A 22,030-nucleotide genomic window follows, 5' to 3' on the forward strand; every position below is an offset into this window, starting at 1 on the left:
GCCCCCAAAGGATCCCTCATGAGGTTCAGTTATTCCGGGGCTTTGTTGCCACCGCCAAGATGCGAACCTGCCGCCTCTAGTGCGGCTTTGAACGATTTCGCTTTCGGAGCAGCCTTAGGCGCTGCTTCGGAAGTCCTGGGCTTTGCAGCAACTTTGCCCGCCTTCTTGGAGGGCGAGGCTTCCGTAGCCGGCTGATCGGACTTGGCGGACGAGGCTTTTTTTTCTTTCGGTGCGGCGATTGAGAGCTTCTTGCGCGAACCGGGGGAAACGGCGTCAGCCTTCGAACTTGCTGCCTTCGGTGCCTTTGCTTTCGTCGCTGCCCCAGAGGACGTGTCGGCCGCTGCGATCCGCGACGGCTTGGAAGCGTCGGTCTTCGCGGCTGGCTTCTTTGCCCGTGGCTTGTCTGCGGCAGACTTCGGCGCAGCAGGGCTGGACGGCGCTGCCTCTGCGGATGGCGCGGCGGGTGTCTTGCCTCCGGTTGCCGGCTTCTTGCCCAGCCCAAGCTTTTCCGCAACAGCGCGCCGCGCTTCGGAATAGCTGGGTGCGACCATGGGGTAGGAGGCGGAAAGGTTGTAACGCTTCCGATATTCCTGGCCGGTAAGTCCATGCGTTGCCAGATGGCGTTTCAGCGTTTTGTACGGCTTTCCGTCGATCAGGCTCAGAATATGTTCACGTGACGACAGGCTTTTGCGGATCGAGACCGCCGGCACATATTCGGGTGCCGTGGGTTCGGCTCCCACTTCAGGACTTTCCGTCAGTGCCGCGCGCGTGGTCTTGATGAGGTCGGCCAGACCTTCACTGGAGACTGTGTTCTTCGAAACAAATGCGCTGAGAAGCTGAACGGTGAGGGCGGTGATGTCGTTCTGATTTTCATCGGCCATGTGAGCAAATCCGAGCTAAGGTGATCTGCGCCTTTTGCGCAATTTGTTCTGCATTGTAAATGCTCGACCTTTTGCGCGAGCCTCTATTCACCAGACTTCAATTGAATGTCTGGTACTCGGTCCTGTTCCCCGGTTGGCGCTGCACCGCGAATTTTTGTCGAATGATTATGGACGCATATTTTCGCGGTAAATCATAACGCGAAAGTCTCGGATGCCTCTGATGTCGACTGCGAACTCCGCATCGACTTCCGGGCAATATTCATCAACGGGCTTCCACGTCAAGCAACGGGATGCGTCATCTACATTGCAAGTCAGGAGATGGCGCCGATCTCACCATGATCTTCGCATCGGTGATTCAGCTGTCGCCTGGGGATGGGGACACCGCCGTGTCGAGATGAATACCCTTTCTCAGCTTCGTCAGTTCCTTTGAACTGTTCGCTTCGCGCCGTTCCAGCGCCGCCCCGGCTGCCTCATTTAGGGAGGTCATGATGGCGCGCACCTGGTCGGTGGTAACGGCACCGGAGGAATAAAGGCCGGTAATGACCGCGCGGATCGCAAGTTCGGTTCCGATATCCATCGTTCATCTCCAGCGAGTTTTCGACTGTGCGAACAATCATAGCATGAAGAAGCTGTATTCGCTTCCTGGCGTGGCATGTTTCGGCAATTTCGCGCCGTACCTTGATCTCTGGCCCATGCATGGTGGATAGACAGAAGGGAAGGGGTGGCCGTTGGAGCGAAGATGATCTTCTTTCTCGATTTTGAAGCCTCTTCGCTTTCCAAGAGAAGCTATCCGATCGAGGTGGCTTGGGTGTTCGAGGATGGGCGCAGCGAGGCGAGTCTGATCAAACCGGCTCCGCAATGGGACGACTGGGATCCGGCATCCGAGGCCATTCATCATATTTCCCTTGACGAATTTTAGCGCAGGGACGCGATCATGAGATGGTCGCGCGAACGATGCTCAAAGCCCTGGAGGGCCATGACCTTCGCGCCAGTGCGCCGAGTTGGGACGGGAAATGGTTGAGCACGCTTCTCCGCGCGAGCGGCCTGCCGCGCCATAGCCTGCGGCTACGCGGGACCGACGCCGCTCGACATGAGATCGCCCGCTCCATCCTCTCTGCCACGTGGACTGACGGCGCGCTCGACCGGGAAGTCGATGCGCTGCTTGAACGGGTTGCAACAAGCGTAACAGTGGGCGTGGTTGCCCATCGGGCGCTTGCCGATGCACGCGATGAACACCGCCGATGGGTCGCGGTGCGGGACGCCGCACTGGATCGGCTTGGAAGCGCGCCGGCATAGCCGGTTGAGCCTCGGGGTGACACGAGGATGAGAGTGGGACCTTGTATTTCCTCCTGACAACCACGGATCCGCAGCCAGCGGCGGAAAAAGACCCGGCCGCCCATGATGAGCGGCTAGGTCAGAAGAAGTCTCTGAGAATCAGAGCCTTCGGGTCGTGGGCCAAGAAGAGCATGCCGTTCGTTCTTCCCACAGGCGTTGGCATTCGGGCCGGGCACAGATCCGACCCGCTTTTGCGCTAAGGCGTTGATTTTGCCGGTTCAAAAATCTTGTATTCCGTAGGGGAAATTGAGAGACTTCGGTCGGACCGGCCGATTGACCAAGCCTTCGGGTCGCCCCGGTCCACCATCTCCCTTCGTGCCTGCTCCACGGCTTCCAACCCAGGTTTCGGGCGTGAAGGGAAAATTCTCGTGCCGCGGCGCATTCTGCTGATTCGAGGGATTTACGCCGATGCGTGCGCGCCGCTATCCGGCGCGCCATGAGCATTATCGCAACGATTATGAATTCCACGACCGGTCAGCCGATCCAGAAGATGACCTTCGGTCGGATGCCCAAGCCCTGGGCCACCTTCAATCTGGAAACCGGCGAGCGCGTGACCGCAGACCGTGTCCATGTCGGCAAACCCGCGCCCGGCAAGTTCGTTGCGCCAGTCGAGGTCTGGGTCACGCCCAAGGGCTGAGCGGATAGGCTGGGACAGAAGGAGGCGTCGATCTGAGCAGGGCTGATCAAACTAGCCGCGCCGGGGCGGCATTCGTCCCGGCGACGCTTCCATGCTGATCAGCGCTTCCCTGCTGTTGGGCCGCGAGGTCGTCGCGGTGAGCGAACTTTCCGGCGGCGACCTTTCGAAGGTTTTCCGTCTGCACCTGTCTGATGGCACGACCGCGATTGCCAAGCAGGCGCCGCTGGTTGCGGTGGAGGCCCGCATGCTGACGGCAATGCGCGATGCCGGGGTGCCCGTGCCGGCAGTCATGGCGCAGGACGGCGATGTTCTCGTCATGGAGGATATCGCGGCGGTCGGACGGGCCGCGCGATCCTGGGTCGAACTCGCCGAAATGCTGGACATCCTCCACAGTACCCTCGGTCCGCATTATGGCTGGCCGGACGATTATGCCTTTGGCGATGTGGAAATTTCCAATCGTCCCGGCAGGGATTGGTGCTCCTTCTGGGCCGACCAGCGGCTGCGGTGCCATCTGCCCTTTGTCGATTTCAGCCTGGGGAGGCGGATCGAGGCGCTGTGCGACCGTCTTGGCGAACTGCTGCCTGCGCGGCCCGCGCCCGCCCTGCTGCATGGCGACCTTTGGAGCGGGAATATCCTGTTCGACAATGGCGGCATCGCCGCGTTGATCGATCCGGCCTGCTGTTTTGGCGACCATGAAGTCGATCTCGCCATGCTTGGTCTCTTCGATCGACCTCCAGCCGCCTTTTTCGATGCCTGTGGTCCTGCGCAGGGGTGGGAGCAGCGTCAGCCTGTCTACCAGCTCTGGCCGCTCCTCGTTCACCTCCGCCTGTTCGGTGGCGCCTATGCGCAGCAGGCCGGGGCGTGCCTGGGGGCGCTGGGATTCTGACCGAGCCGACCCTTGCCTTTCATGCTAAGGGTTCACTGATTTCGGGAGCAGCGTCATGGTCCTATTTGAAAGCCGCGATCTCCATCTGGTGAAGAAGGCGCTGTGCCTGAGTGTTCTTGTGATCGAGAAGCAGCCCGAAGGCCCGTTCAGGCCCGATTCGGACCTTGCGGATCTGAAGGACCTGGCCGACCGGTTGCTGCCCGGCGATACGGAGCTCGCTCTCTATATGCGCTCGGCCCGGCTGGTCCTGAACGGCGGTCCGGGCTGACCGTCGCGCGGCACCGTTGCGCTGTTGCCGGCGGGTGAGTGGACAGGATGGATGGATTGCCGCGACGGCACGGATCCCTGGATTGACGGCTCGTGACGAGCGACGTCGCTGATTGCGACGCGACTGGAGTTCATCTTTTGAATTCCCAATGAGAATGGGGGGAACCAGGCATCAGGGATGTCCCCTGGATTTGACCCGGGGGACGCAGGAACGAGAATGGAACAAGCGGGCCTCCTCGATCAGCATGCCTCTCACTCATCGCACTTGGCGCGACGTCCGTGGCGTGCTGCACGGCCTGCCTTCACCTCATCGAGCGATAGCCCGCGATGCGGGGCCGCCTTGTAGGCGTCGTAAGAGGCTAGCGCTTCCTGCCGAAGCCAGTTTTCTAACGCAGGGTCCCGCGCCTGGAGTGCAGGCAAGCCATCGCGAATGACCTCGCTCTTGCTCATTCCCCTGATGTGACCTTGGCGCGCACCTGGGCCGCCATCTCATCGGGAAGCGTCACGCTGAGCCGCCGGGTCGATCGCATGGGCCGTCCTTTCGCACGGGGATTTAAGCCTATCGGGGCGCGGATTTCAATCGGGCTTCGCTTCCGGCCGTGATCCGCGGCGCCCCTTGCGCGCCGATGGGATGGACGGTGGCGGGCGGCGGACGCTGCGGTTACAGAAGCTACAAATGATCGAGCGCCTATCACAATCCGAAGCACGGCGGATCGCGCTGCATGCGCAGGGGTTCGGAACGGCAAGGCCCGACAGACCGGGCCAGTTGCACCTCCGGCGCACCATCGATCGGCTGAGCTTGCATCAGATCGACAGCGTCAATGTGGTTGCTCGGGCGCATTATCTCCCGGCCTTTTCTCGCCTGGGAAATTATGATCGGACCCTGCTCGACCGCGACGCCTGGGGACCACGCCGCAGCCGCCGCTTGTTCGAATATTGGGCGCATGAGGCCTCATTGTTGCCGCTTGCGCTGCATCCGCTGCTGCGCTGGCGGATGGCCCAGGCCGATCGGGGAGAATCGGGCTGGAAGGGATTGCGCGGCTTTGCCACGGAGCGTCGGCACGAGGCGATGGCGGTGCTCGATCGGATCAGGGCGGAGGGTCCGCTCGGCGCGTCCGATTTCGAAACCAGCTGCAATCGGCCGGGCTGGTGGGAATGGGGTGAGACCAAGCAGGCCTTGGAATGGCTCTTCTGGGCAGGTCATCTCACGACCTCGACCCGCCGCGCCGCCTTCGAGCGTGTCTATGATCTTCCCGAGCGGGTTCTGCCCGCGTCCATATTGGATTTGCCGACGCCCGAGCCGGGTGAGGCGCAGCGAGGGTTAATCGCCTTGTCTGCGCGGGCGCTCGGGGTCGCGAGCGCCGCGGAACTGCGAGACTATTTCCGACTCAAGCCGGAAGAGGCCAATGGAGCGATCGCCGATCTGCTGGAAGAGGGGCTGCTGCATCGCGTTGCTGTCGAGGGCTGGCGTTCGCCCGCCTTTCTTTATCATGATGCGCACGTGCCGCGCCGGATCGCGGCGCAGGCCCTGCTGGCTCCGTTCGATCCGCTGATCTGGGAACGCTCACGCACCGAGCGTCTTTTCGATTTCCACTATCGGATCGGCATCTACACGCCAGCGGCCAAGCGGACCCATGGCTATTATGTGCTGCCCTTCCTGCTTGGGGACCGGCTCGTCGGGCGGGCCGACCTCAAGGCTGACCGGCAGCAGGGAAGGCTGCTCGTTCACTCGGTTCATTTCGAGCCAGCCGTGCCCGCCGAAAGCCGCGATGCCATGGCCGCGGAACTTTCAACCATGGCCCGCTGGCTCGGGCTGGAGGAAATTGTTCTTCCCATGGCTTGATGCCGGCGTGAGGGATCGCCGGAGCCGGTGTTCTGGCTGCAAGAGCATGATCCGATCAGGCAGAATCGGATCATGCTCAATTTGGCTATGGTTTTCCAGATTTTTCGAGCCAGCAGGCGATGCCGCCTGCTTGGGAAAAGCTCTAGAATTTGGCGCCGAAGCCGAATGTCCAGTTGCGTTCCCGCTTGGCGAGATCTTCCCGCCGCCCGCGAGCATAGCCAAGGTCGATCCCGAAGAACTTCTTCTCGTCAAAATAGATCGAGAAGATGCCCTTGAACTGGGAAAGGTTCTTCGGTCCGCCGTCGAGCGCGCGCAAATAGGTTTCGGTGAGGGTGAGCTCGAGCGGCAGCCATTTGACGTCGCTGGTGAGTGTCGCACCCACCTGGCCGCCAAGCCGGATGAAATCCTGGCTGTCCTCGTCGAGCCGGCTGCCCTGTTTGATGAAATGCCCACCGTTAAGCCGCAAGTCGAAGCGGGGGATGATCGAGAACAGGCTCTCGTCGTTCGTGCTTGTGACGTTGCGGGCGTCATTGAGCCAGCCATTGAAGACCGGTATATAGGTGAAGTTGGCGCTGACGACTTCGCTTTTCTCCTTGCGGTTAGCCGCATATTCCGGCCGAAGCAGGAACAGATGAGAGAGCTGCGCCTGGTGTGTGCGGAAGTCGAAGAGTGTCCCGGCGCGCCAAGTGTCGTCGGAGACCTCGCGTTGCTGACCCGTTTTCTTGCTGTTGTCGAGGGAGACGCCAAGATAGGGGACGATCCCCAGGACATTATCGACGACCGGCACTGACAGGCCAACGATGATGCTGGCCTTGGTCGTCTTCTTTCCGGCGACATCATCGTCCTTGAACGAGAAGGAAGCCTTTTCAACACCTGCAAAGGCGCTGTCGAGATTTCGGTCGAACTGGAGGCCGTCGGTCGAGCCGCGTATCCGCAGCGGGATCGTCTTCTGGTCGACCGGCGATGCGATCTGCGTCGGCTCCAGTTCGACAGGCTTCCCGTCCGGCTTCTTCACACAGGCGATCGTGATTCCAGTCGACTGAAAATAGGTGGGCGGATCGATGACCGGCGAGGATGGCAGGTAGGATGAAGGCGTGGTCAGCACCGCCATCACCAGATTTAGGGCTCGTCCGATCTTGGCGGCATCCTCCTTGCCGCAACGCGGGATGCCGAGGCTGTCCTTGGGATTGGGACCGCAAAAATTCTCCTGCGAGAGGATATGCTGCGCGGGCGTCAGGCCGGGATAATCCGATTCATGCGTCGTGATCCAACGATAAGGGAAAGGCGAAACGCCTTCCGATTCGAGGACCGCGAGAGCGAGACGTTCGGGTACGACCTTGTTGGTCGCCTGGTCGCAAATGTCCGCTTGCGTGGGAGCGCCAGCCCAGGCTGGCGAGGCGCAAGCGAGGAGCCCGGTCGCGACGATGCGGGTCGCACGGCGGCGGGGAGCCTTCACTTCCATTTTGCAGCTGCCATGATCCCGTTGATGAGATCCGAGACGCTGCCGCTGAGCATCTTGTTCACGAAGGCGGAGAAACTGTCGAAGGAAGGATGGACGAAAGCGCCTTCGGTTGGGAATTCGATCGGCGGTTGCATCTTGTCGAGCCGCTTGGAGATTTGCAGCAGGGACGCCCAAAGGACATCGCGCGTATAGCGGTAGGGGGCGTCATTGAGCTTCTGCCCCAGTCTCCATGGGCGCCTGCCGTCCTGCGCGATCTGCTCCTGGACAGCGAGATAGACCTGCGTTCGCTTGAATGGTGGCGTCCCGTCGGCACTGGAAGCCCCTGCGTAGAGCGCGCGATTACCGTCAGCATATTTCATCAATCAAGCCCCTCCATGCCTGAGGCGACCCGATCGCATATCGGAGGGAACCGGCCAAGGCGAAAATGATCCGTTTCCGTAACGTTTTCTGGCGGAGGAAGATGGCGCGCGCATCCGCTAGTGACGGCAAAGCCGACAAGAGCTGGATCGGTGGCCCTCCTCGAGACCGATCTCATTTCCGGGGACGCGATGTCGGAACGGCAAGCGCGGCCACACGGTCGGTGCCGTCGCTGCTGAGCCGTGCTGACGGGATGGCAGGCTCAGCCGGGATATAGGACCTTCGCGAGGCGGTCGGCCAAGTCGGTACGCTTTTCCGTGGCCATTTGAGCGAGGTTGTGCAGCTTCCATTGGACGGCGGGCAGCTTTGCCGATTCCTCCAGGCCCAGCGCGGCCCAGTCTGGGCTGCCCTGTTTGAATCCCAGCAGGAATGTTCGGTGCTTCTCCGGCATTTCTCCGATCATTGTCGCGATGATCGCTTCCTGGGTCTCCAGCAACGAATCGAGGGTTACCGCCGATTCCGTCATGCCCTGGAAGCCGCGGGCATATTCGTCATCGAGTCTGCGCCTCGTCGGTGCCAGCAGTTCCGCGATCGGCCGTGGATGGCTGAGGATGTAGATCAGGAACGCGGACCGCAAGGCGTCGTCTATCCCTTCATGCGCGAGGAGATCGCGGACGTCGAACAGATCGCGCGGATGTTGGCGATCAAGTGCGGCGACGATCTTGCCCGCGTAAAGATCGGCGAAGGATGTGACCTGGATCTCCGCAAAACCGAAGGCCTGCTCTACCCGCGGTGACACGGTCCGCATTTCGGCGGTGTAGACCGCGCCGCGCAGGACCGGCGTTACTTCGATTTTGATCTGCACGCGCTCATGGCGAACGACGAGCTTCGAGACCTGGTTTTCGGGCTGGAGACGGCTCGGCGTCACCTTGGCGCCCTTGATGCCGGCGGTGACCTTGTCGGCAATCCGCAGCATGGCGGCGTCGATTGCGAGAAGTGAAGCCGGCCGATCGGCAACGGGCAGATAGGTCAGGTCGATATCGACAGAGAGCCGCGGCAGGTCGCGGATGAACAGATTGATCGCGGTTCCGCCTTTGAGCGCGAAGTCGGGCTCGCTCGCGACGAACGGGAGCACGCGCACCAGCAGCGCCACCTGCTGGCGATAGACGTCAAACAGGGGCAAGCATATCCTCCGGAACGGTGATGTTATAGTCCGGTGACAGACGGCCGCCTGGCACCAGCGCCCGCTTTCCCGCGCCGAGATCGAACTCGGCCGGATCAAGACGGTTTCGCCATGCGTGGCGGTGCCGGTCGGCGAAGAAGAAGAACAGCCGCTTGACCTTCACGCTGCGGCACTGGTGGAGCAACAGCGTCAGTCGGGCGGGACTGAGATTGACCAGACCTTCCGCCAGCATATCAACCTGATGGAAACTTTCATGGTCGGGAAGTTCGTCGAGCAACTCGAGAAATCCCCGCTCGGGCGATGACAGGCACAATGGCCAGGTGAGACCCTGGGGGCCGACCATGAAATTGCCGGGCAGGATGTCATCCGAAGGCGGCGGCGGCCCGAAAGGGTCGCGCGGCTCGTCCGGGAACAGCCGCGCGCTGTTGTGCCAGAGGAATTGCACATCGAGTCGCAGCTTGGCGAGCCAGCCAGGGGGTTTGGCGGGGCCGTAGAGATGGACCTCCTGCCGTTCGCCAAGATAATGGGAGAAGCCCTGCTCCTCGAGCGCGGTACGTCCGCCTACGGTGAGTGGATAGCCCATGAAGCTTTGCAGCGACATCACGACCTGTTGCCAGGACACAGGCTCCTGCACGCGGCGATAGACGCGGGGCGCCACCTGGGTAAGCCAGCCTGATTTCACATATTGGCTTCTGAGCGATGATGAGTAACCGTGGCGCTCCAGCCATGCGGCATCGACCAGCACATGCTCGGGCAATCGCTGCAGGCGCTTTAACTTTTGCTCCAATCGCTCAGTCATCCTGAGGGTTATACGCATTTCATAAACCAGCGTCGAGTTTATATTATTGCTTAAATGCTAAGTCGTGATTGGCAAAAATGGCGTTTGTCAAACCTCTGTTCGTTTGCCGGCGCATCGCTCCTTCACCCTGTGGGTGCTGGGAGCTGGAATGATGAAGTCGGGCCGGCCAGCCCATGATGCGCTCTTGCCGATCCGATCGATCGGTTTGTCCGGGGTGTGAGTCGGTCGCACGCCCTTTTTTCGTCCCCCTGACGGGGCCGGGCTCTGCTTCGCGTGCCGCTTCGTCGAGTCGGCTGCGCCGTCTCGCCCCTGCGGGCGACGATCCCTGACGCGGCTGCGGTCATCGCGCTGCGCGCGCTGGCGCTGGCGGGTTGCCGGCCAGTCCAAAGCGGTCCGGGCGTCGCTACCCTCTAGGCCCGCCGCGGCGGGCTGCAAGCCGGCAAGCCGACTCCTCCACTTCGTTCCGGTCCTTACGGATGCTGCCCGCCTCGCTCGGCGTGCCTGCCGGTTCGCTCTTGCCGCCCACCCCGCTTCGGCCGGGCCGGTGGTGTTTTTTAAGAGAAGGAACCAAGTCATGGAACTCAAGCATATCGATATCGCCAATCTCGCCGTCTCGACCGCCAATATGCGGGGCGTGAAGAAGACGCCTGACCTTGCCAACATCCTGCCTTCCGTCAGAGCGCGGGGAATCCTCGTGCCGCTGATCGTGCGGCAGAATGGCAGCCCGGAAACCTATGAGATCGTCGCGGGTAAGCGGCGCTATCATGCGGCCCTTGTCGTCGCGGAGGAAAATGGCGGCATCGATCCGCTGCCCTGCGCGGTCATGGCGGCAGGGGACGATGCGGCGGCGCTGGAGGCTTCGCTCATTGAAAATATCGCGAGGTTGGACCCCGATGAGGTGACCCGCTGGGAAACCTTCACCCGTCTCGTCAAGGAGGGCCGGACGCCCGAGGATATCTCCAACACCTTCGGGCTTACCGCCTTGCAGGTGAAGCGGACCCTCGCGCTCGGTAATCTGTTGCCGCGCATCCGGGGATTGTACCGCGCCGAGAAGATTGACGCCACCACCGTCCGGCACCTGACCCTTGCCTCGAAGCCACAGCAAAAGGCGTGGCTTGCCCTGCTCGACGATGAGGACGCCTATGTCCCGACCGGCCATCGTCTCAAGGAATGGCTGTTCGGCGGGACCAGCATTCCGACCAGTGCGGCGATCTTCCCGCTCGAAAGCTACAAAGGCGAGATTATCGCGGACCTGTTCGGAGAGGACAGTTTCTTCGCCAATGTCGACCAGTTCTGGGAGGCGCAGATGGCAGCCGTTGAGGCCAAGGCGGAAGGCTATCGCGACGAGGGCTGGGCTGATGTCGTCACCCTTGAGCCGGGAGCCTATTTCCACGGCTGGGAGCATGAGCATTGCCCCAAGAAGAAGGGCGGCCGGGTCTATATCAGCATCGACCATCGCGGGGCCGTCTGCTTCCACGAGGGCTATGTCACCACCAAGGAGGCGCGCAAAGTCGAGAAGGGGGAGAGTATCGAGCGTCCGGCGCGCCCGGAACTCAGTGCCCCGCTCACCGACTATGTGAACCTCCATCGCCATGCGGCGGTGGCGGCGAAGGTCGCGGAAACCCCAGCCGTCGCGCTGCGGCTGATGGTCGCCCATGCGATCTGCGGTTCCGTCCTGTGGCGGGTCGAGCGGCAGTCGCAGAAGAACCGGAACGAGGCGATCACCGAGAGCGTCGAAAGCTGTCTCTCGGAAGGTTCGACCGACTTCTTCCGTCGCGAGGCACTGGCGATGCTGGCGCTTGACGAGGACGAGCCCGCCCTTGTCGGATGCGATACCGAAATCGTGCCTCTCTTCGCAACGCTAATGGCGCTTCCCGACAAGGACGTTCTTGCCGTGCTCTCGGTGGTCATGGCCGAGTCGCTCCAGTCGGGGACCATGTTGATCGAACTGTTGGGCAGTCAGCTGGAGGTCGACATGGCGCAGGTCTGGGAAGCCGACGACGCCTTTATCGAACTGCTGCGCGACAAGGCGCTTGTCGGCCATCTCCTTGCCGATGTGGTCGGGGCCGAGGTCGCGGCGTCGAACGCGAAGGAAAGCGGCAAGGTCCAGCGCGGGATCATCTTCAACTGCCTCCACGGCCAGATGGGATGGGAGAAGCGCGAGGGCTGGGTGCCCCGCTGGATGAGCTTCCCGCCGAGCGCCTATACCGGCCGGGGCGGGGTTGGTCCCGTCGATCAATGGGCGATGCTGGAGGCGGCTTTGGCACCGGCACCCGAGCAGCCCGAAGAAGCGGAAGGGTTGACAACATCCGATGCGATCGAACCGGCCGACGCGCCGGACGAAGCTGCGAGCGATCCCGCGCAGGTCGAGGACGAAGGCCCGGAGCAACGGGCCGCCTGATCACCATGGGGCAGGTGGCGGCATGGTTCCGCCGCCTGCCTATTTTCGCATGAAAGGAACCGCTCATGTCCGCCCGCAGGCCCGAAGGCTGCATGGCCGACCGCTTCCGCATCGGCCTCGCCACCCTCAACTATCTCCCCCGCATCACCTATTATCTCCATGTGAAGGACGACTTCACCTTTCCCGAAATCGCCTTCCGCATCGGTTGCTCGGTCTGGGAGGTGGAGGAGCATTTTGCCGCCGCGCTCGCCCATTTGGACAAGGCGGTCCATCGCGAAGGCTGAAGCGGGATGGGGCGCGCGCCGGGCGGCGGGGCCGCCCGGCATGGTGTTGGCCGGGGTAGATTGATCCACGGTTCGCTGCCGATCTTCCGCCCGGTCCAGTGCAAAGCTCCGATCAGGGAATGCGGAGCGCTGCGAGTGGCAGCGCGAAGAGGTCGGGCGGCCACCGCGCCTGGGCGCGGTGATGTTTGTCGGGTGGTTTGACCGGCCTCCGGGGAGGCGGGGGTGGGCGTCGCTGCCCTTTAGGCCCACCGCGGCGAGCCGCAAGCCGGGGCGTTGCCACCGGCTCCTCCACTGCGTTGCGGCCCTTCGGGTGCGCCCCACCTCGGTCGGTGGGCCTGCCGGTTCGCTCCTGCCGCCCACCCCCGCCTTTCCGGCGGCCGGTGCGATGCGAAGGGAGTAAGAAAGATGGGACATCAGGATCAGCCGCAGCGCTTTGGTTCCACCCTCTACGCCGAGGTGACGGATCGCATCATTGCCGAACTGGAGGCGGGAACCCTGCCATGGGTCAAGCCTTGGGATGACGGCAAGGCAGCGCTTGGCCTGCCGCGCAACGCCGGAACCGGACGGCGCTATTCAGGCATAAATGTGCTCATTCTCTGGAGCACCCTGTTCGAGCGGGGCTATCAGTCGCAGGGCTGGCTTACCTATCGGCAGGCGGTCGCACTTGGGGGGCATGTCCGCAAGGGCGAGCAGGGCACGACCGTCTGCTATGCTGACAAATTCACGCCCAAGGCCAAGGACGGCGAGTCTGTCAGGGAAGGCGACGAGGCCCGGCAGGTCGCTTTCTTGAAGCGGTTCACGGTCTTCAATCTTGACCAGATCGAGGGGGTGGAAGTTGAACCCGCCCCGACCATCAGCACGAATAATGAGGCGGTCCTGATCCCCCGCGCACAAGCGTTGATCGATGCGACCGGCGCGGAAATCCGCATCGGCGGGAGCGCCGCTTATTATACCCCCGCCACCGATCATATCTGTGTTCCCCCGCCCGAAGTCTATTATGAACCCATCAACTGGTATCGGACGGTCCTGCATGAACTGACCCATTTTTCGGGCCATCGCTCGCGCCTCGACCGCCTGCCCAAGACGGGTTTCGGCAGCCCCGATTATGCCCGCGAGGAACTGATCGCGGAAATGGGCAGCGCCTTCCTCTGCGCCGAATTGGGGATCGTGCCGACCGTTCGTCACAGCGATTATCTGGGATCGTGGCTCGGCGTGCTTCGCGAGGATGCCCGCGCCATCTTCCGCGCCGCCAGTCAGGCGAGCAAGGCCGCCGACTTTCTTCTGGGCTTCCTGCCCCCGGCGCAATCGGGCGAGGAAGCGATGACCAACGAGGGGAGGCTCGCGGCATGATACTCCTTCAACCCCAGCATATCGCAGCCCTTCAGGCCAACACTGCATCGCGCCGCGCCGCGCAGGAGAAGGGCGAAAGGGAGCCGGACCCGGTGCCGGTGGTCAAATTCTTCAATCCGATGGGCGCGGCGACATGGCTTGTCACCGAGTTGTGCGAGGATGGCGATGCCTTGTTCGGGTTGGCCGACCTTGGCTTTGGCTGTCCCGAACTGGGCTATTTCAGCCTCACGGAGATAACGGCCCTTCGCCTTCCCTTTGGGCTTCGGATCGAGCTGGACATCGGCTTTGACGGACTCGTTCCGCTGTCCCTTTGGGCGGACGCGGCGCGGGTCGCGGGTTCCATCATCCAAGCCCAACCCCTCATCTGGGCCATCGCCGGAAACCTCCCGGACGAGCCCGCGAGCGGCAAGGCCAGAGACTGAACCGGGCACCGAGGCGGGATCGCTGACAGCGATCCCGACCTCTTCAAATCCTGAACACCAAGGATGGGAGAAAATCCATGACCCAATATTCCAACGACAATCATGCGTCTAATGGCGGCGACCCGCTATCGACTCTTCGGACACAGTTCGAGGAAGCCGCCGCCGAGGCGAATCGCGGTTGTGGCTTGTCCTATGAACTTTATGTTCGGAGGTTCAGCGCGGATGCCAACTCTCTTCTGGCAGCGATCGAACCGGCACTGCGAGACGAGGCGATCCAGATCGCAGCCGAGTTCGGCTATGACGATGGCGAGGAAGAACCGGACTATGGGCCGGGCGTCTGCACGCTGACCGGCATTGACGACTATTGCTGTCCTTGCGGGCGGCATCCCTGACGGGGCGCCGTTCCGCCTCGCTCGCGTGCCGTGCGGAACCGCCGGTCCGCACGGCGCTACGCCTCGGCGGGGGAGGCCAACACATAGATACTTTCACAAAAGTCCCATCATGGCAGACCGCCTTCACCCGCCTCAAGGATCGGTGGCCCCTCCAATTTAGCCGCCGCCGCCGCCACGCTTCGCGCGGCAGCGGCGGCAACTAAATCGGTTCCTCCACCGCCCGCTGCGCGGTCGCCGGCTGCGCCGGCGCTCCTTGACCCGAGCTTGTCGGCCCGCCGCCGGACCTTCCGTCTTTTCCAGATGAAGGAGGCTCCCATGCAGATGACGAAGGCTTACAATCACAAGGCTTTTCTCGCCGCACTCCGCAACGCCGAACGGCGCGCCGCTTCGAGTTACTTCGACCAGCATGTCCTGAACGACGGCGAGCAGGGCTATGTCGCCATCGACGAGGGGGATTATTCGACGCTGCCCGAGACGCTCATCGAGCGGATCGTCCACACCGTACCGGGAAGGCTGGTCGACGAAATCTGAGAAAGGGGAGGGGCCGCGCGCCCCTCCTGATTACCCTTGTTTCAGGGACGGCCATGGGGGCATCGAACCCCCATGGCCGCATGAGCGTGAACCGATTTGGCGGTCAGGACGGGCGGGGCGGCAGCGCCTTCAATGCCTGGAGCGATGCCGCCGACCCAGCTTTGATCGCGAGCGTGATCAGATCCCGGAACTCCTTTTCGGTCAGCGTCTCGACCTCCAATTCAGCGACGATGGCGGCGTATTTGCCGCGCAAGGTCATGCGGGTCTGCTCTATCTCTTCGGCGATCTTGCGCTTGCGTTGCTCGAGTTCGGTGAGCTTTTCGCGGTCGGTCAATTTGGGCACGAAAGTTCCTTTCAAGAGGAAGGTCTGCCCGCCGAGTTTGGGAATAGCACGAGCGCGCGGTGCGGCAAGGAGGATCGCCGACAGGATGGCGGCACTCCGTCGGATCACGGCGGGAGCGGGTCGGGACGGCGGCTGCGCCATCCCTCCCGAAGGGGCCGCGCCTTCCAGAGCGAGGCCTGCGCAGCGGACAAGCGCGCTGCGAAAGGGGGACGCACGCCCGAGGCATTTTGTAATGCACCGTACGCACGGGTGCTGCGGGTGGGAATCTCCAGCAAATCCGCGGGTTTCCGATGGCACAATCTGGCAGCCATTTTGGCACAGCTCGGCAGCCGGCGGCAGCCACCGGGCGCGGAATGAAAGGTTAAGTCGCTGATCTGGCTTGGCGCTTTCTGGCTGCCACTGGCAGTTTTCATAAACTGTTGAGTTTGCAGCATAAATGAGCTATCAGGATGACGCTTCATCGCGTTTTCGCGTGTCGGATCAGGAGTCCGGCGCGTGGCACGAATTACCATAAGAGTAGATGACGACCTCTATGCGCGCCTCGCCAGTCAGGCGCGGGGCAGTGGCGTCGGCACGGCAACCTATTGCCGCGACATATTGGATCGGTTCGAAGGCGTCGACCCGAGCGGTTATCATGCCCGCTTCGATGAACTCCATGCGACCGCCATCCAGGCCTTCGCGATCCTTGCGACCTCGGTGGGTGAGCGCTCCCCCGAACTGCTCCAGAAAGGGCTGACCGAGGCCCGCCGCCTCCTCCGCGAAAGGGGGCTGCTCGACAGCGAGCAGGACCGGCCATGAGTATCTTCCGGCACGACACGCTCGGTTCCTGGACCAGGGGCGGGCAGGCCATCGTCCACAATGTGCGGATGACCACGCAGGTTTTCTACCAGACCTTCCTGGCGGGGCTGGTGATCTGGATCGGCGGCATCATCTGGTACGCCTGCGAGGTGTCATCCTCCTATGAGCGGTTCGTCCTGTTCAAGGTGGGGCAGGCAACAATCATGGGGGACGCCATACCGGGCAATGTCACCCCCATTCTTTTCGGCACGCCGGAGGGACGGCAATATTGGACCAGCCCCAAGGCGCTCCTTGAGTCGGGCATCGCCCACAAGACCCTGGCCGCTTTCGAAACCTACCTCATCCATGGGGCGCTCATCTCAGGCGCCTTCACCCTCATGGTGCTGTTCTGGGCCTGGTTCTATTTCACCCGGACGGGGAAGGGCCTCGGTTCCAACCAGTTCCTGCGTGGCGCCCGATTCGGCACCGTCCGTCAGGTGCGGCGGGCGCTCTGGCGGCATGCGAAGGGGAGCTTCGAGATCGGTGGGGTCAATGTTCCCGATGCCTTCGAACCGGAACATATTCTTCTCTGTGGCGCCCCCGGAACCGGGAAGACCAACATCATCGTCAAGATGCTCGACGGCATCCGGCAGCGGAAGCGGCGGGCGATCGTCTACGACACCGCCGGCACCTTCGTGGAGAAATTCTACCGGCCCGGGACCGATGTCCTCCTCAATCCCCTGGATGCCCGGACGGACTGCTGGTCGCCTTGGGTCGATGTGCCGCGGGACTATCATTATGACCAGATCGCGGAGTCAACGATCCCTGAAAAGACCGGCGATCCCTTCTGGGCCAAGGCTGCGAGGGGCACACTCGTCGCGGTCCTGCGCAAGCTCGCGCGGGAAGAACGGCCCCTTAACTCGGTGCTTCTCAACATTCTGTTGCGCTCGAAACTCAAGGACCTCGCCACCTATGTGAGCGGGACGGAGGCGGCGGCCTTCATCAGCCCGGAAGGGGAACGAACCTCGGCGGGGGTCCAGGCGGAACTGGCCTCGGTGATGCGCAGTTTCTCCTATCTCGACGATACCGCGGACGGGCTGTCGATCCGCGACTGGGTCGCCCATGACACGGACGACGGCTGGCTCTTCATCACCGTGAAGGCGGACCAGCTTCCATCGCTGCGGCCCCTCATAACGGTGTGGCTCGATATCGCCATCAGCGCCATCATGAGCATGACGCCGGACCGAAACCGTCGGCTATATTGCGTCATCGACGAGCTTCCGACGCTTCAGAAGCTACCCTCACTATCGGACTTTCTGGCCCGCGCCCGGAAATATGGCGGGTGCGGCATTCTCGGCTTCCAGAGCTATCCGCAACTTGAAGCCACCTATGGCATCCAGGATGCCGCCGCGATCACCGGCTATTGTTCGACCTGGGTTGCGCTGCGCGCCAACGACACCCCGACGGCCAAGCATGTCAGCGAGAATCTGGGGCAGGTCGAGCAGATCGAAGCCAATGAGGGCATGTCCTACGGCGTCAACGATATGCGTGACGGCGTGAACCTTTCGCGAATGCAGGTAACCCGGCCGTTGGTGATGCACACGGAGGTGACAAACCTCCCCAATCTCGCCGGATACCTCCGATTCGGCCGTAGTCTTCCCGTCGTCCGGTTCGAGGACAGCTTCAACAAGGTCGCCTCGGTCAGTGCGGCTTTCGAGGAGCGCGTGGCACCCGCCATCAGGCTTGACGGCGAATCGGACACGCCGCCGCAATCACCGCCCGTACCGCCGACGCCGCCTCGACCGGCCCCCCCGAAACCCAAATCCCGTAAGCCCCGAATCGCGCGAGAGGAAGCGGAGCTACCACTCCCGCCGGTCCCATCGACTGGCGCAGCGATGGGGGACATCACTCCTTCGGAAGGTGGTGATCCCGGCGAGGGGAACACACCTGCGGGTCGGGCTGAAGCGGCACCGCAATTGGAACTGTTCGGTAAGCCGGCCGGGTTTCGGCTCCGTCAGCACGGCCGTCATCATGGCACCCGCAATTCTGCGAGGCCGGCATGATCCATCCACGCCGCCTCAAAGGCACCGCCGCCAACATCGCCCGCTACTATACGGTCGGCGACTATTATACGAAGGGTGACAGCGAACATAGCGAATGGGGCGGAGCGATTGCCCAGGAACTCGGCCTCGAGGGCAAGGTCGACAGCGCCATCTTCGCGCAACTGCTGCAAGGGAAGGTCGGGGGACAGCAACTCGGGCGCCGACGCGCTGGTGGCAAAATCCAGCACCATCCCGGTTGGGACTTCGCCGTGAATGCCCCGAAGTCCGTGTCGATCATGGCGCTCGTCGCCGGGGATGAGCGAATCATAGAAGCCCATGAACGGGCCGTTGGTGTCGTGCTCTCCTGGATTGAGGAGCAGGCCGCGACTCGCCAACGAATCGACGGCGAGATCACCGAGCGCACGACCGGAAGGCTCATCTTCGCGCGTTTTACCGAGCATGCCTCGCGCGAACTTGATCCGCATCTCCACACCCATGTGGTGGTGATGAACATCACCAATGACGCGAAGGCGGAGCGCTTCCTCAGCCTCGAAACACGGGCGATGTACGCCGAGCAGATGGTAGCGGGGCAGATCTACCGGAACGAGCTTGCCCATCTGCTGCGCGAGCGCGGCTATGAGGTCGATTTCGATCCGCGCAAGGGGCTGTTTGAAATCCGCGGCGTTCCCCGTGACCTGATCGCGGACATGTCGCGGCGCGCTGAACAGATCGAAGCCCATGCCAGGGAGCATGGCCTAACCGGACAGGCTGCGCGCCGCGTGTCCTTCTACGCGACTCGGGGCGCCAAGGAGAAGGTCTCGCTCGAAACGCTTCATGGTCAGTGGCATATGCGTCTCGGCCAGCATGAACAGGCGGTTAGCGAGACGCGGAGCGCAGCGGAACAAATTGGGGAACGCGCCGTCGAGGTTGCGCCCCAACTGGCCGCTCGCTCCATGCTTTTTGGGATTCGGCAATCCGAGGGGAAGGAGGCGGTCAATAATCTCGGACGCCTGCTCCAGGTCGCCCTTGCCTCTCATGTCGGCGAGGTCCGGTTGCGCGATGTGCGCCCCTTGGCCGAGGATCATGAGGCCCGGTGGAAACTTCTCGTGACCCGGCATCCAACGGGCGATGAAGTTCTCACCCGAGGGCGAACGACCAGGCGTACGGCACGGTTGGAATTGGCCCTCTCGGACCAGCTTGCCCTCGCTCTTGGCGATTCGAAGCCGCTCGCATCGGCCGAGCGCTTGATGGAAGAGGCCAGGTCAGCCGGCCTCAATGCCGGGCAGCGGGAGGCGCTGCTTCATCTCGGGACCAGTGCCGATCGCGTGATCGGCGTGCACGGGGTCGCGGGGGCGGGCAAGTCGACGCTGGTCGGCGCTCTGCGCGAGGCGGCAGATCCGACGGCAATCCTGATTGCCGCCGCTCCCACATCATCGGCCGCCGATGAGCTAGGCAAGAAGGCGGAGATTGAATCGCGGACGGTTGCGAGCCTGCTTGCAGGCGGCGGGCGGGGATTGGATGATCGGCACACGCTCGTGATCGACGAGGCCGGACAGCTCGGCAACCGGCAGGCGATTCGCCTTTTGGAGATCAGTCGCCTCACGGGTGCTCGACTCATTCTTCTGGGCGACAATCTCCAGACCGGGGCGATCGAGCAGGGCAAGCCTTTCTGGTTGATGCAGAAGTTGGGCCTGCCCAAAGTTGAGCTCACCGAGTCGATCCGGCAGCAGAACCGGACCATGCGCGCGGCGGTGACCCAGGCGCGCCTCGGCAATTACAGCGAATCCATCGGGCATCTCGACAAGGTCACCAGCGGCGAATCGAGCGAGATGCTTGCCGCGAGCCTGGTGGGTGAGTGGACCCGGCTCAGTGCCGAAAGCCGGGGGCATACGAACATTCTCGTCCTCGAAAACGCGACCCGGCTGATCGTCAACACGAAGGTCCGCGAGGCGCTCAAGAGGGAAGGCGTCGTCGCCGCCGAGGACGTCCGCCTGACGATCCTGGCGCCCTCTGGCATGACCGATCAGGAAAAGCAGTTCGCTCGCTTTTACACGCGCGGGCAGGTGGTCACCTTCGCCCGCGACAATGCGGGGCTGGGGATCGCGCGTGACGCGGAATATCGCGTGACCGGCCTCATGCGCGATTCGCGTGGTCGGCAGAAGGTCAGTCTGGTCGACGAGAACGGTCGGACGATTCAGTGGGATCCAAGGCTCGGGCGCGCGTCCCAGATCAACGTCTTCAAGGAGGAGGACCGCCAACTCGCCGCAGGCGACCGGATACAGTGGCGGCTGGTGAACCATGAACTCGGCATCAAGAATGCCGAACGGGGAACGGTCGAACGTCTGGATGGGACCATCGCCGCGATTCGCTGGGACCGGGACGGCCAGGTGCGGCAGGTAGACCTGTCCCAGCACCGGACGTGGGATCATGGCTATGCCGAGACAATCTATGCAGCCCAGTCCAAGACATATGATCGGGTCTATGTGCTGGCGCCGGTCAACTCGCCGCTGGTCACCGGCCAGAATTACTACACCGCCATCACGCGCGCCCGATTCGGAGTGAAGCTCTGGACCGAGGATCCGGCACGGCTAGCCGAGAAGCTGACCCAGAAATCAGGGGAGAAGACCTCTTCGCTCGAGGGGCTTGGACGAATCGATCGGAGCAGCGTCAGGGGCCGAGCTCGCCAGCATGGGGAGCGGTTGGAGAGGCTCCGCGAGCAGCAGCGCCTCGACCGCGAGACCCGCAGGGCGGAATTCGAGGCGGCGCGCGCGAATCGCGCCAATCAGCGACCGGCGGGTCTTGCCGGCATCCTCGCCACAAGAGCGCAATCGGCGGCCCGCACCCTCGATCAATGGCTCATGGCACTCATTGATCGAGGACGGAGCGACAGTGAGCGCGATCCTTACCGGGAGCTAACAGGGCGCGAGCCTCCAACGCCCACTCCAACTCGTGGCGACGATCAAGATCGGGGAGGCGGCCATGATCGCTGATCGAATCGGAATCCGCGCCCCGCTCATTCTTCTTTGTTGTGTCATTCAGCCCGCACATGCTCGGCCTCACCTCCCGCCGGATCATGAGAGCAGGATTGGGCAGTGCATTCGGCAGGCCGCCCATGGTCGGCCCTGGCTTGAGCGAACGCTTTGGGGGTTGAGAGATCAGGAGAGCGGTTGGATCGGTGCGGAAATCGCAAATAGCGACGGGAGCCACGATTTGGGGCCGCTTCAGATAAATAGTTGGTGGGTTCCCAAACTGGCGGCGATGATCGACCGACCACCGGGACAGGTCCGTGCCTGGCTCACCCATGAGCCCTGCTTCAATGTCCAGGCGGCGCGATGGATATTCCTGTCTGAACTATCGGCGACGCATGATTATTGGAAAGCCGTGGGTGCCTATCATAGCCCAACCGATTGGCGGCAACGACGCTATGCGGGCCTCGTTGCGGCGAAACTGGTCAGGCGGTTTGGTTCTTTCATCTTCCTGGAGGGCGATCGTCATGTCGGGAACTGATAATGGCAATCAGGGGAATGAGGATCGCGCGATCAACATGCTGATGCGTCGCGCTTCGCGGAATAGGATCTTGCCGAAGAAGCCGCCGCCCATTGAGGTGCCGATCGAGGTGGCCCCGTTCGAGGGAAAGGCGGTAATGCAACCGTTCTGCGTCAGGATCATGGTGGCAGCCCAGATGCTCGGGGTCGGACGCACAAAAATCTACACGCTGATCAAACGCGGGGAGCTAAGGACAATAAAGCTGGACGGATCGGTGCTCATTACGATGACCAGCCTTGAAGCATTTGTTGAACGATACGCGAATGGTGGCCCCTCAGGGTCGAGATGAAAG

The 22,030-nt window shown here is 62.6% G+C and carries 23 protein-coding genes; 16 read left to right on the plus strand and 7 right to left on the minus strand.

Annotated elements, in window-relative coordinates:
- Positions 1-29: 29 nt before the first annotated feature.
- The gene (locus ACN9MX_RS18810; RefSeq protein ID WP_426387654.1) at positions 30-881 is read right to left on the minus strand and encodes a MucR family transcriptional regulator; all 852 of its coding nucleotides are present in this window, start codon (positions 879-881) and stop codon (positions 30-32) included.
- Positions 882-1,236: 355 nt separating this feature from the next.
- A complete protein-coding gene (locus ACN9MX_RS18815; protein WP_426387655.1) occupies positions 1,237-1,458 on the minus strand; it encodes a hypothetical protein in 222 nt (73 codons plus the stop codon).
- A 162-nt stretch (positions 1,459-1,620) separates the two neighbouring features.
- On the opposite strand from ACN9MX_RS18815, the gene ACN9MX_RS18820 reads away from it, so the two are divergent.
- The 6 genes from ACN9MX_RS18820 (at position 1,621) to ACN9MX_RS18845 (ending at position 5,849) form a co-directional block, all read left to right on the plus strand.
- The gene (locus tag ACN9MX_RS18820) at positions 1,621-1,800 is read left to right on the plus strand and encodes a hypothetical protein (RefSeq protein WP_426387656.1); all 180 of its coding nucleotides are present in this window, start codon (positions 1,621-1,623) and stop codon (positions 1,798-1,800) included.
- Positions 1,801-1,835: 35 nt separating this feature from the next.
- A complete protein-coding gene (locus ACN9MX_RS18825; RefSeq protein WP_426387657.1) occupies positions 1,836-2,177 on the plus strand; it encodes a hypothetical protein in 342 nt (113 codons plus the stop codon).
- 475 nt (positions 2,178-2,652) lie between these two features.
- Complete coding sequence (locus tag ACN9MX_RS18830) at positions 2,653-2,853, plus strand: hypothetical protein (protein WP_426387658.1); 201 nt, start codon at positions 2,653-2,655, stop codon at positions 2,851-2,853.
- 91 nt (positions 2,854-2,944) lie between these two features.
- The gene (locus ACN9MX_RS18835) at positions 2,945-3,739 is read left to right on the plus strand and encodes a fructosamine kinase family protein (RefSeq protein ID WP_426387659.1); all 795 of its coding nucleotides are present in this window, start codon (positions 2,945-2,947) and stop codon (positions 3,737-3,739) included.
- Between the two features lie 55 nt (positions 3,740-3,794).
- On the plus strand, positions 3,795-4,007 hold the full coding sequence (locus tag ACN9MX_RS18840; RefSeq protein WP_426387660.1) for a hypothetical protein: 213 nt from the start codon (positions 3,795-3,797) through the stop codon (positions 4,005-4,007).
- A 675-nt stretch (positions 4,008-4,682) separates the two neighbouring features.
- On the plus strand, positions 4,683-5,849 hold the full coding sequence (locus tag ACN9MX_RS18845; protein WP_426387661.1) for a winged helix-turn-helix domain-containing protein: 1,167 nt from the start codon (positions 4,683-4,685) through the stop codon (positions 5,847-5,849).
- A gap of 142 nt (positions 5,850-5,991) precedes the next feature.
- Here ACN9MX_RS18845 and ACN9MX_RS18850 read toward each other — a convergent pair whose 3' ends face one another.
- The 4 genes from ACN9MX_RS18850 to ACN9MX_RS18865 form a co-directional block, all read right to left on the minus strand.
- Positions 5,992-7,311 (minus strand): hypothetical protein, encoded by a 1,320-nt coding sequence (locus tag ACN9MX_RS18850; RefSeq protein WP_426387662.1) that lies wholly within the window; start codon positions 7,309-7,311, stop codon positions 5,992-5,994.
- Entirely contained in the window at positions 7,302-7,670 is a 369-nt protein-coding gene (locus ACN9MX_RS18855) for a hypothetical protein (RefSeq protein ID WP_426387663.1), read from the minus strand. The genes ACN9MX_RS18850 and ACN9MX_RS18855 overlap by 10 nt, the downstream gene beginning before the upstream one ends.
- Positions 7,671-7,930: 260 nt before the next feature.
- Positions 7,931-8,821, minus strand: a complete 891-nt coding sequence (locus ACN9MX_RS18860) for a nucleotidyl transferase AbiEii/AbiGii toxin family protein (RefSeq protein ID WP_426387664.1) — start codon at positions 8,819-8,821, stop codon at positions 7,931-7,933.
- Between the two features lie 16 nt (positions 8,822-8,837).
- Positions 8,838-9,638 carry a type IV toxin-antitoxin system AbiEi family antitoxin domain-containing protein gene (locus ACN9MX_RS18865; RefSeq protein ID WP_426387665.1) on the minus strand — a complete coding sequence of 267 codons (801 nt, stop codon included), beginning with the start codon at positions 9,636-9,638 and terminating at the stop codon, positions 8,838-8,840.
- 586 nt (positions 9,639-10,224) lie between these two features.
- Between ACN9MX_RS18865 and ACN9MX_RS18870 the strand changes: the two genes are divergently transcribed.
- The 6 genes from ACN9MX_RS18870 to ACN9MX_RS18895 all read left to right on the plus strand — a co-directional run bounded on the left by ACN9MX_RS18870 (position 10,225) and on the right by ACN9MX_RS18895 (position 15,030).
- Positions 10,225-12,051, plus strand: a complete 1,827-nt coding sequence (locus tag ACN9MX_RS18870; RefSeq protein WP_426387666.1) for a ParB/RepB/Spo0J family partition protein — start codon at positions 10,225-10,227, stop codon at positions 12,049-12,051.
- A 65-nt stretch (positions 12,052-12,116) separates the two neighbouring features.
- On the plus strand, positions 12,117-12,335 hold the full coding sequence (locus ACN9MX_RS18875; protein ID WP_426387667.1) for a hypothetical protein: 219 nt from the start codon (positions 12,117-12,119) through the stop codon (positions 12,333-12,335).
- Positions 12,336-12,740: 405 nt separating this feature from the next.
- A complete protein-coding gene (locus ACN9MX_RS18880) occupies positions 12,741-13,685 on the plus strand; it encodes an ArdC family protein (RefSeq protein ID WP_426387668.1) in 945 nt (314 codons plus the stop codon).
- Positions 13,682-14,107: a DUF2958 domain-containing protein gene (locus tag ACN9MX_RS18885; RefSeq protein WP_426387669.1), complete on the plus strand. Its 426-nt coding sequence runs from the start codon at positions 13,682-13,684 to the stop codon at positions 14,105-14,107. The genes ACN9MX_RS18880 and ACN9MX_RS18885 overlap by 4 nt, the downstream gene beginning before the upstream one ends.
- A gap of 77 nt (positions 14,108-14,184) precedes the next feature.
- Complete coding sequence (locus tag ACN9MX_RS18890) at positions 14,185-14,499, plus strand: hypothetical protein (protein WP_426387670.1); 315 nt, start codon at positions 14,185-14,187, stop codon at positions 14,497-14,499.
- A gap of 315 nt (positions 14,500-14,814) precedes the next feature.
- The gene (locus ACN9MX_RS18895; RefSeq protein ID WP_426387671.1) at positions 14,815-15,030 is read left to right on the plus strand and encodes a hypothetical protein; all 216 of its coding nucleotides are present in this window, start codon (positions 14,815-14,817) and stop codon (positions 15,028-15,030) included.
- Positions 15,031-15,133: 103 nt separating this feature from the next.
- Here ACN9MX_RS18895 and ACN9MX_RS18900 read toward each other — a convergent pair whose 3' ends face one another.
- Positions 15,134-15,514: a hypothetical protein gene (locus tag ACN9MX_RS18900; protein WP_426387672.1), complete on the minus strand. Its 381-nt coding sequence runs from the start codon at positions 15,512-15,514 to the stop codon at positions 15,134-15,136.
- Positions 15,515-15,868: 354 nt separating this feature from the next.
- Between ACN9MX_RS18900 and ACN9MX_RS18905 the strand changes: the two genes are divergently transcribed.
- The 4 genes from ACN9MX_RS18905 (at position 15,869) to ACN9MX_RS18920 (ending at position 22,027) form a co-directional block, all read left to right on the plus strand.
- The gene (locus ACN9MX_RS18905) at positions 15,869-16,171 is read left to right on the plus strand and encodes a hypothetical protein (RefSeq protein ID WP_426387673.1); all 303 of its coding nucleotides are present in this window, start codon (positions 15,869-15,871) and stop codon (positions 16,169-16,171) included.
- Complete coding sequence (locus tag ACN9MX_RS18910; RefSeq protein ID WP_426387674.1) at positions 16,168-18,213, plus strand: type IV secretion system DNA-binding domain-containing protein; 2,046 nt, start codon at positions 16,168-16,170, stop codon at positions 18,211-18,213. Before ACN9MX_RS18905 ends, ACN9MX_RS18910 begins: the two co-directional genes overlap by 4 nt.
- Positions 18,210-21,182 (plus strand): MobF family relaxase, encoded by a 2,973-nt coding sequence (gene mobF / locus ACN9MX_RS18915; protein WP_426387675.1) that lies wholly within the window; start codon positions 18,210-18,212, stop codon positions 21,180-21,182. The genes ACN9MX_RS18910 and mobF overlap by 4 nt, the downstream gene beginning before the upstream one ends.
- Positions 21,183-21,685: 503 nt before the next feature.
- Positions 21,686-22,027 (plus strand): helix-turn-helix domain-containing protein, encoded by a 342-nt coding sequence (locus ACN9MX_RS18920; protein WP_426387676.1) that lies wholly within the window; start codon positions 21,686-21,688, stop codon positions 22,025-22,027.
- Positions 22,028-22,030: the final 3 nt, after the last annotated feature.

The sequence above is a fragment of the Sphingobium sp. R-21 genome (genome assembly GCF_049913335.1).
In the GTDB taxonomy this organism is placed as follows: Bacteria; Pseudomonadota; Alphaproteobacteria; order Sphingomonadales; family Sphingomonadaceae; genus Sphingobium.

Excerpts from the sequence above, each read along its gene's own strand:
- ACN9MX_RS18850 (WP_426387662.1), bottom strand. The coding sequence starts at position 7,311 with ATGGAAGTGAAGGCTCCCCGCCGCCGTGCGACCCGCATCGTCGCGACC.
- ACN9MX_RS18895 (WP_426387671.1), top strand. The coding sequence starts at position 14,815 with ATGCAGATGACGAAGGCTTACAATCACAAGGCTTTTCTCGCCGCACTC.
- ACN9MX_RS18875 (WP_426387667.1), top strand. The coding sequence starts at position 12,117 with ATGTCCGCCCGCAGGCCCGAAGGCTGCATGGCCGACCGCTTCCGCATC.
- ACN9MX_RS18835 (WP_426387659.1), top strand. The coding sequence starts at position 2,945 with ATGCTGATCAGCGCTTCCCTGCTGTTGGGCCGCGAGGTCGTCGCGGTG.
- ACN9MX_RS18840 (WP_426387660.1), top strand. The coding sequence starts at position 3,795 with ATGGTCCTATTTGAAAGCCGCGATCTCCATCTGGTGAAGAAGGCGCTG.
- ACN9MX_RS18920 (WP_426387676.1), top strand. The coding sequence starts at position 21,686 with ATGTCGGGAACTGATAATGGCAATCAGGGGAATGAGGATCGCGCGATC.
- ACN9MX_RS18885 (WP_426387669.1), top strand. The coding sequence starts at position 13,682 with ATGATACTCCTTCAACCCCAGCATATCGCAGCCCTTCAGGCCAACACT.
- mobF (WP_426387675.1), top strand. The coding sequence starts at position 18,210 with ATGATCCATCCACGCCGCCTCAAAGGCACCGCCGCCAACATCGCCCGC.
- ACN9MX_RS18900 (WP_426387672.1), bottom strand. The coding sequence starts at position 15,514 with ATGGCGCAGCCGCCGTCCCGACCCGCTCCCGCCGTGATCCGACGGAGT.
- ACN9MX_RS18890 (WP_426387670.1), top strand. The coding sequence starts at position 14,185 with ATGACCCAATATTCCAACGACAATCATGCGTCTAATGGCGGCGACCCG.
- ACN9MX_RS18845 (WP_426387661.1), top strand. The coding sequence starts at position 4,683 with ATGATCGAGCGCCTATCACAATCCGAAGCACGGCGGATCGCGCTGCAT.
- ACN9MX_RS18910 (WP_426387674.1), top strand. The coding sequence starts at position 16,168 with ATGAGTATCTTCCGGCACGACACGCTCGGTTCCTGGACCAGGGGCGGG.
- ACN9MX_RS18855 (WP_426387663.1), bottom strand. The coding sequence starts at position 7,670 with ATGAAATATGCTGACGGTAATCGCGCGCTCTACGCAGGGGCTTCCAGT.
- ACN9MX_RS18810 (WP_426387654.1), bottom strand. The coding sequence starts at position 881 with ATGGCCGATGAAAATCAGAACGACATCACCGCCCTCACCGTTCAGCTT.
- ACN9MX_RS18870 (WP_426387666.1), top strand. The coding sequence starts at position 10,225 with ATGGAACTCAAGCATATCGATATCGCCAATCTCGCCGTCTCGACCGCC.
- ACN9MX_RS18880 (WP_426387668.1), top strand. The coding sequence starts at position 12,741 with ATGGGACATCAGGATCAGCCGCAGCGCTTTGGTTCCACCCTCTACGCC.
- ACN9MX_RS18830 (WP_426387658.1), top strand. The coding sequence starts at position 2,653 with ATGAGCATTATCGCAACGATTATGAATTCCACGACCGGTCAGCCGATC.
- ACN9MX_RS18825 (WP_426387657.1), top strand. The coding sequence starts at position 1,836 with ATGCTCAAAGCCCTGGAGGGCCATGACCTTCGCGCCAGTGCGCCGAGT.
- ACN9MX_RS18815 (WP_426387655.1), bottom strand. The coding sequence starts at position 1,458 with ATGGATATCGGAACCGAACTTGCGATCCGCGCGGTCATTACCGGCCTT.
- ACN9MX_RS18820 (WP_426387656.1), top strand. The coding sequence starts at position 1,621 with ATGATCTTCTTTCTCGATTTTGAAGCCTCTTCGCTTTCCAAGAGAAGC.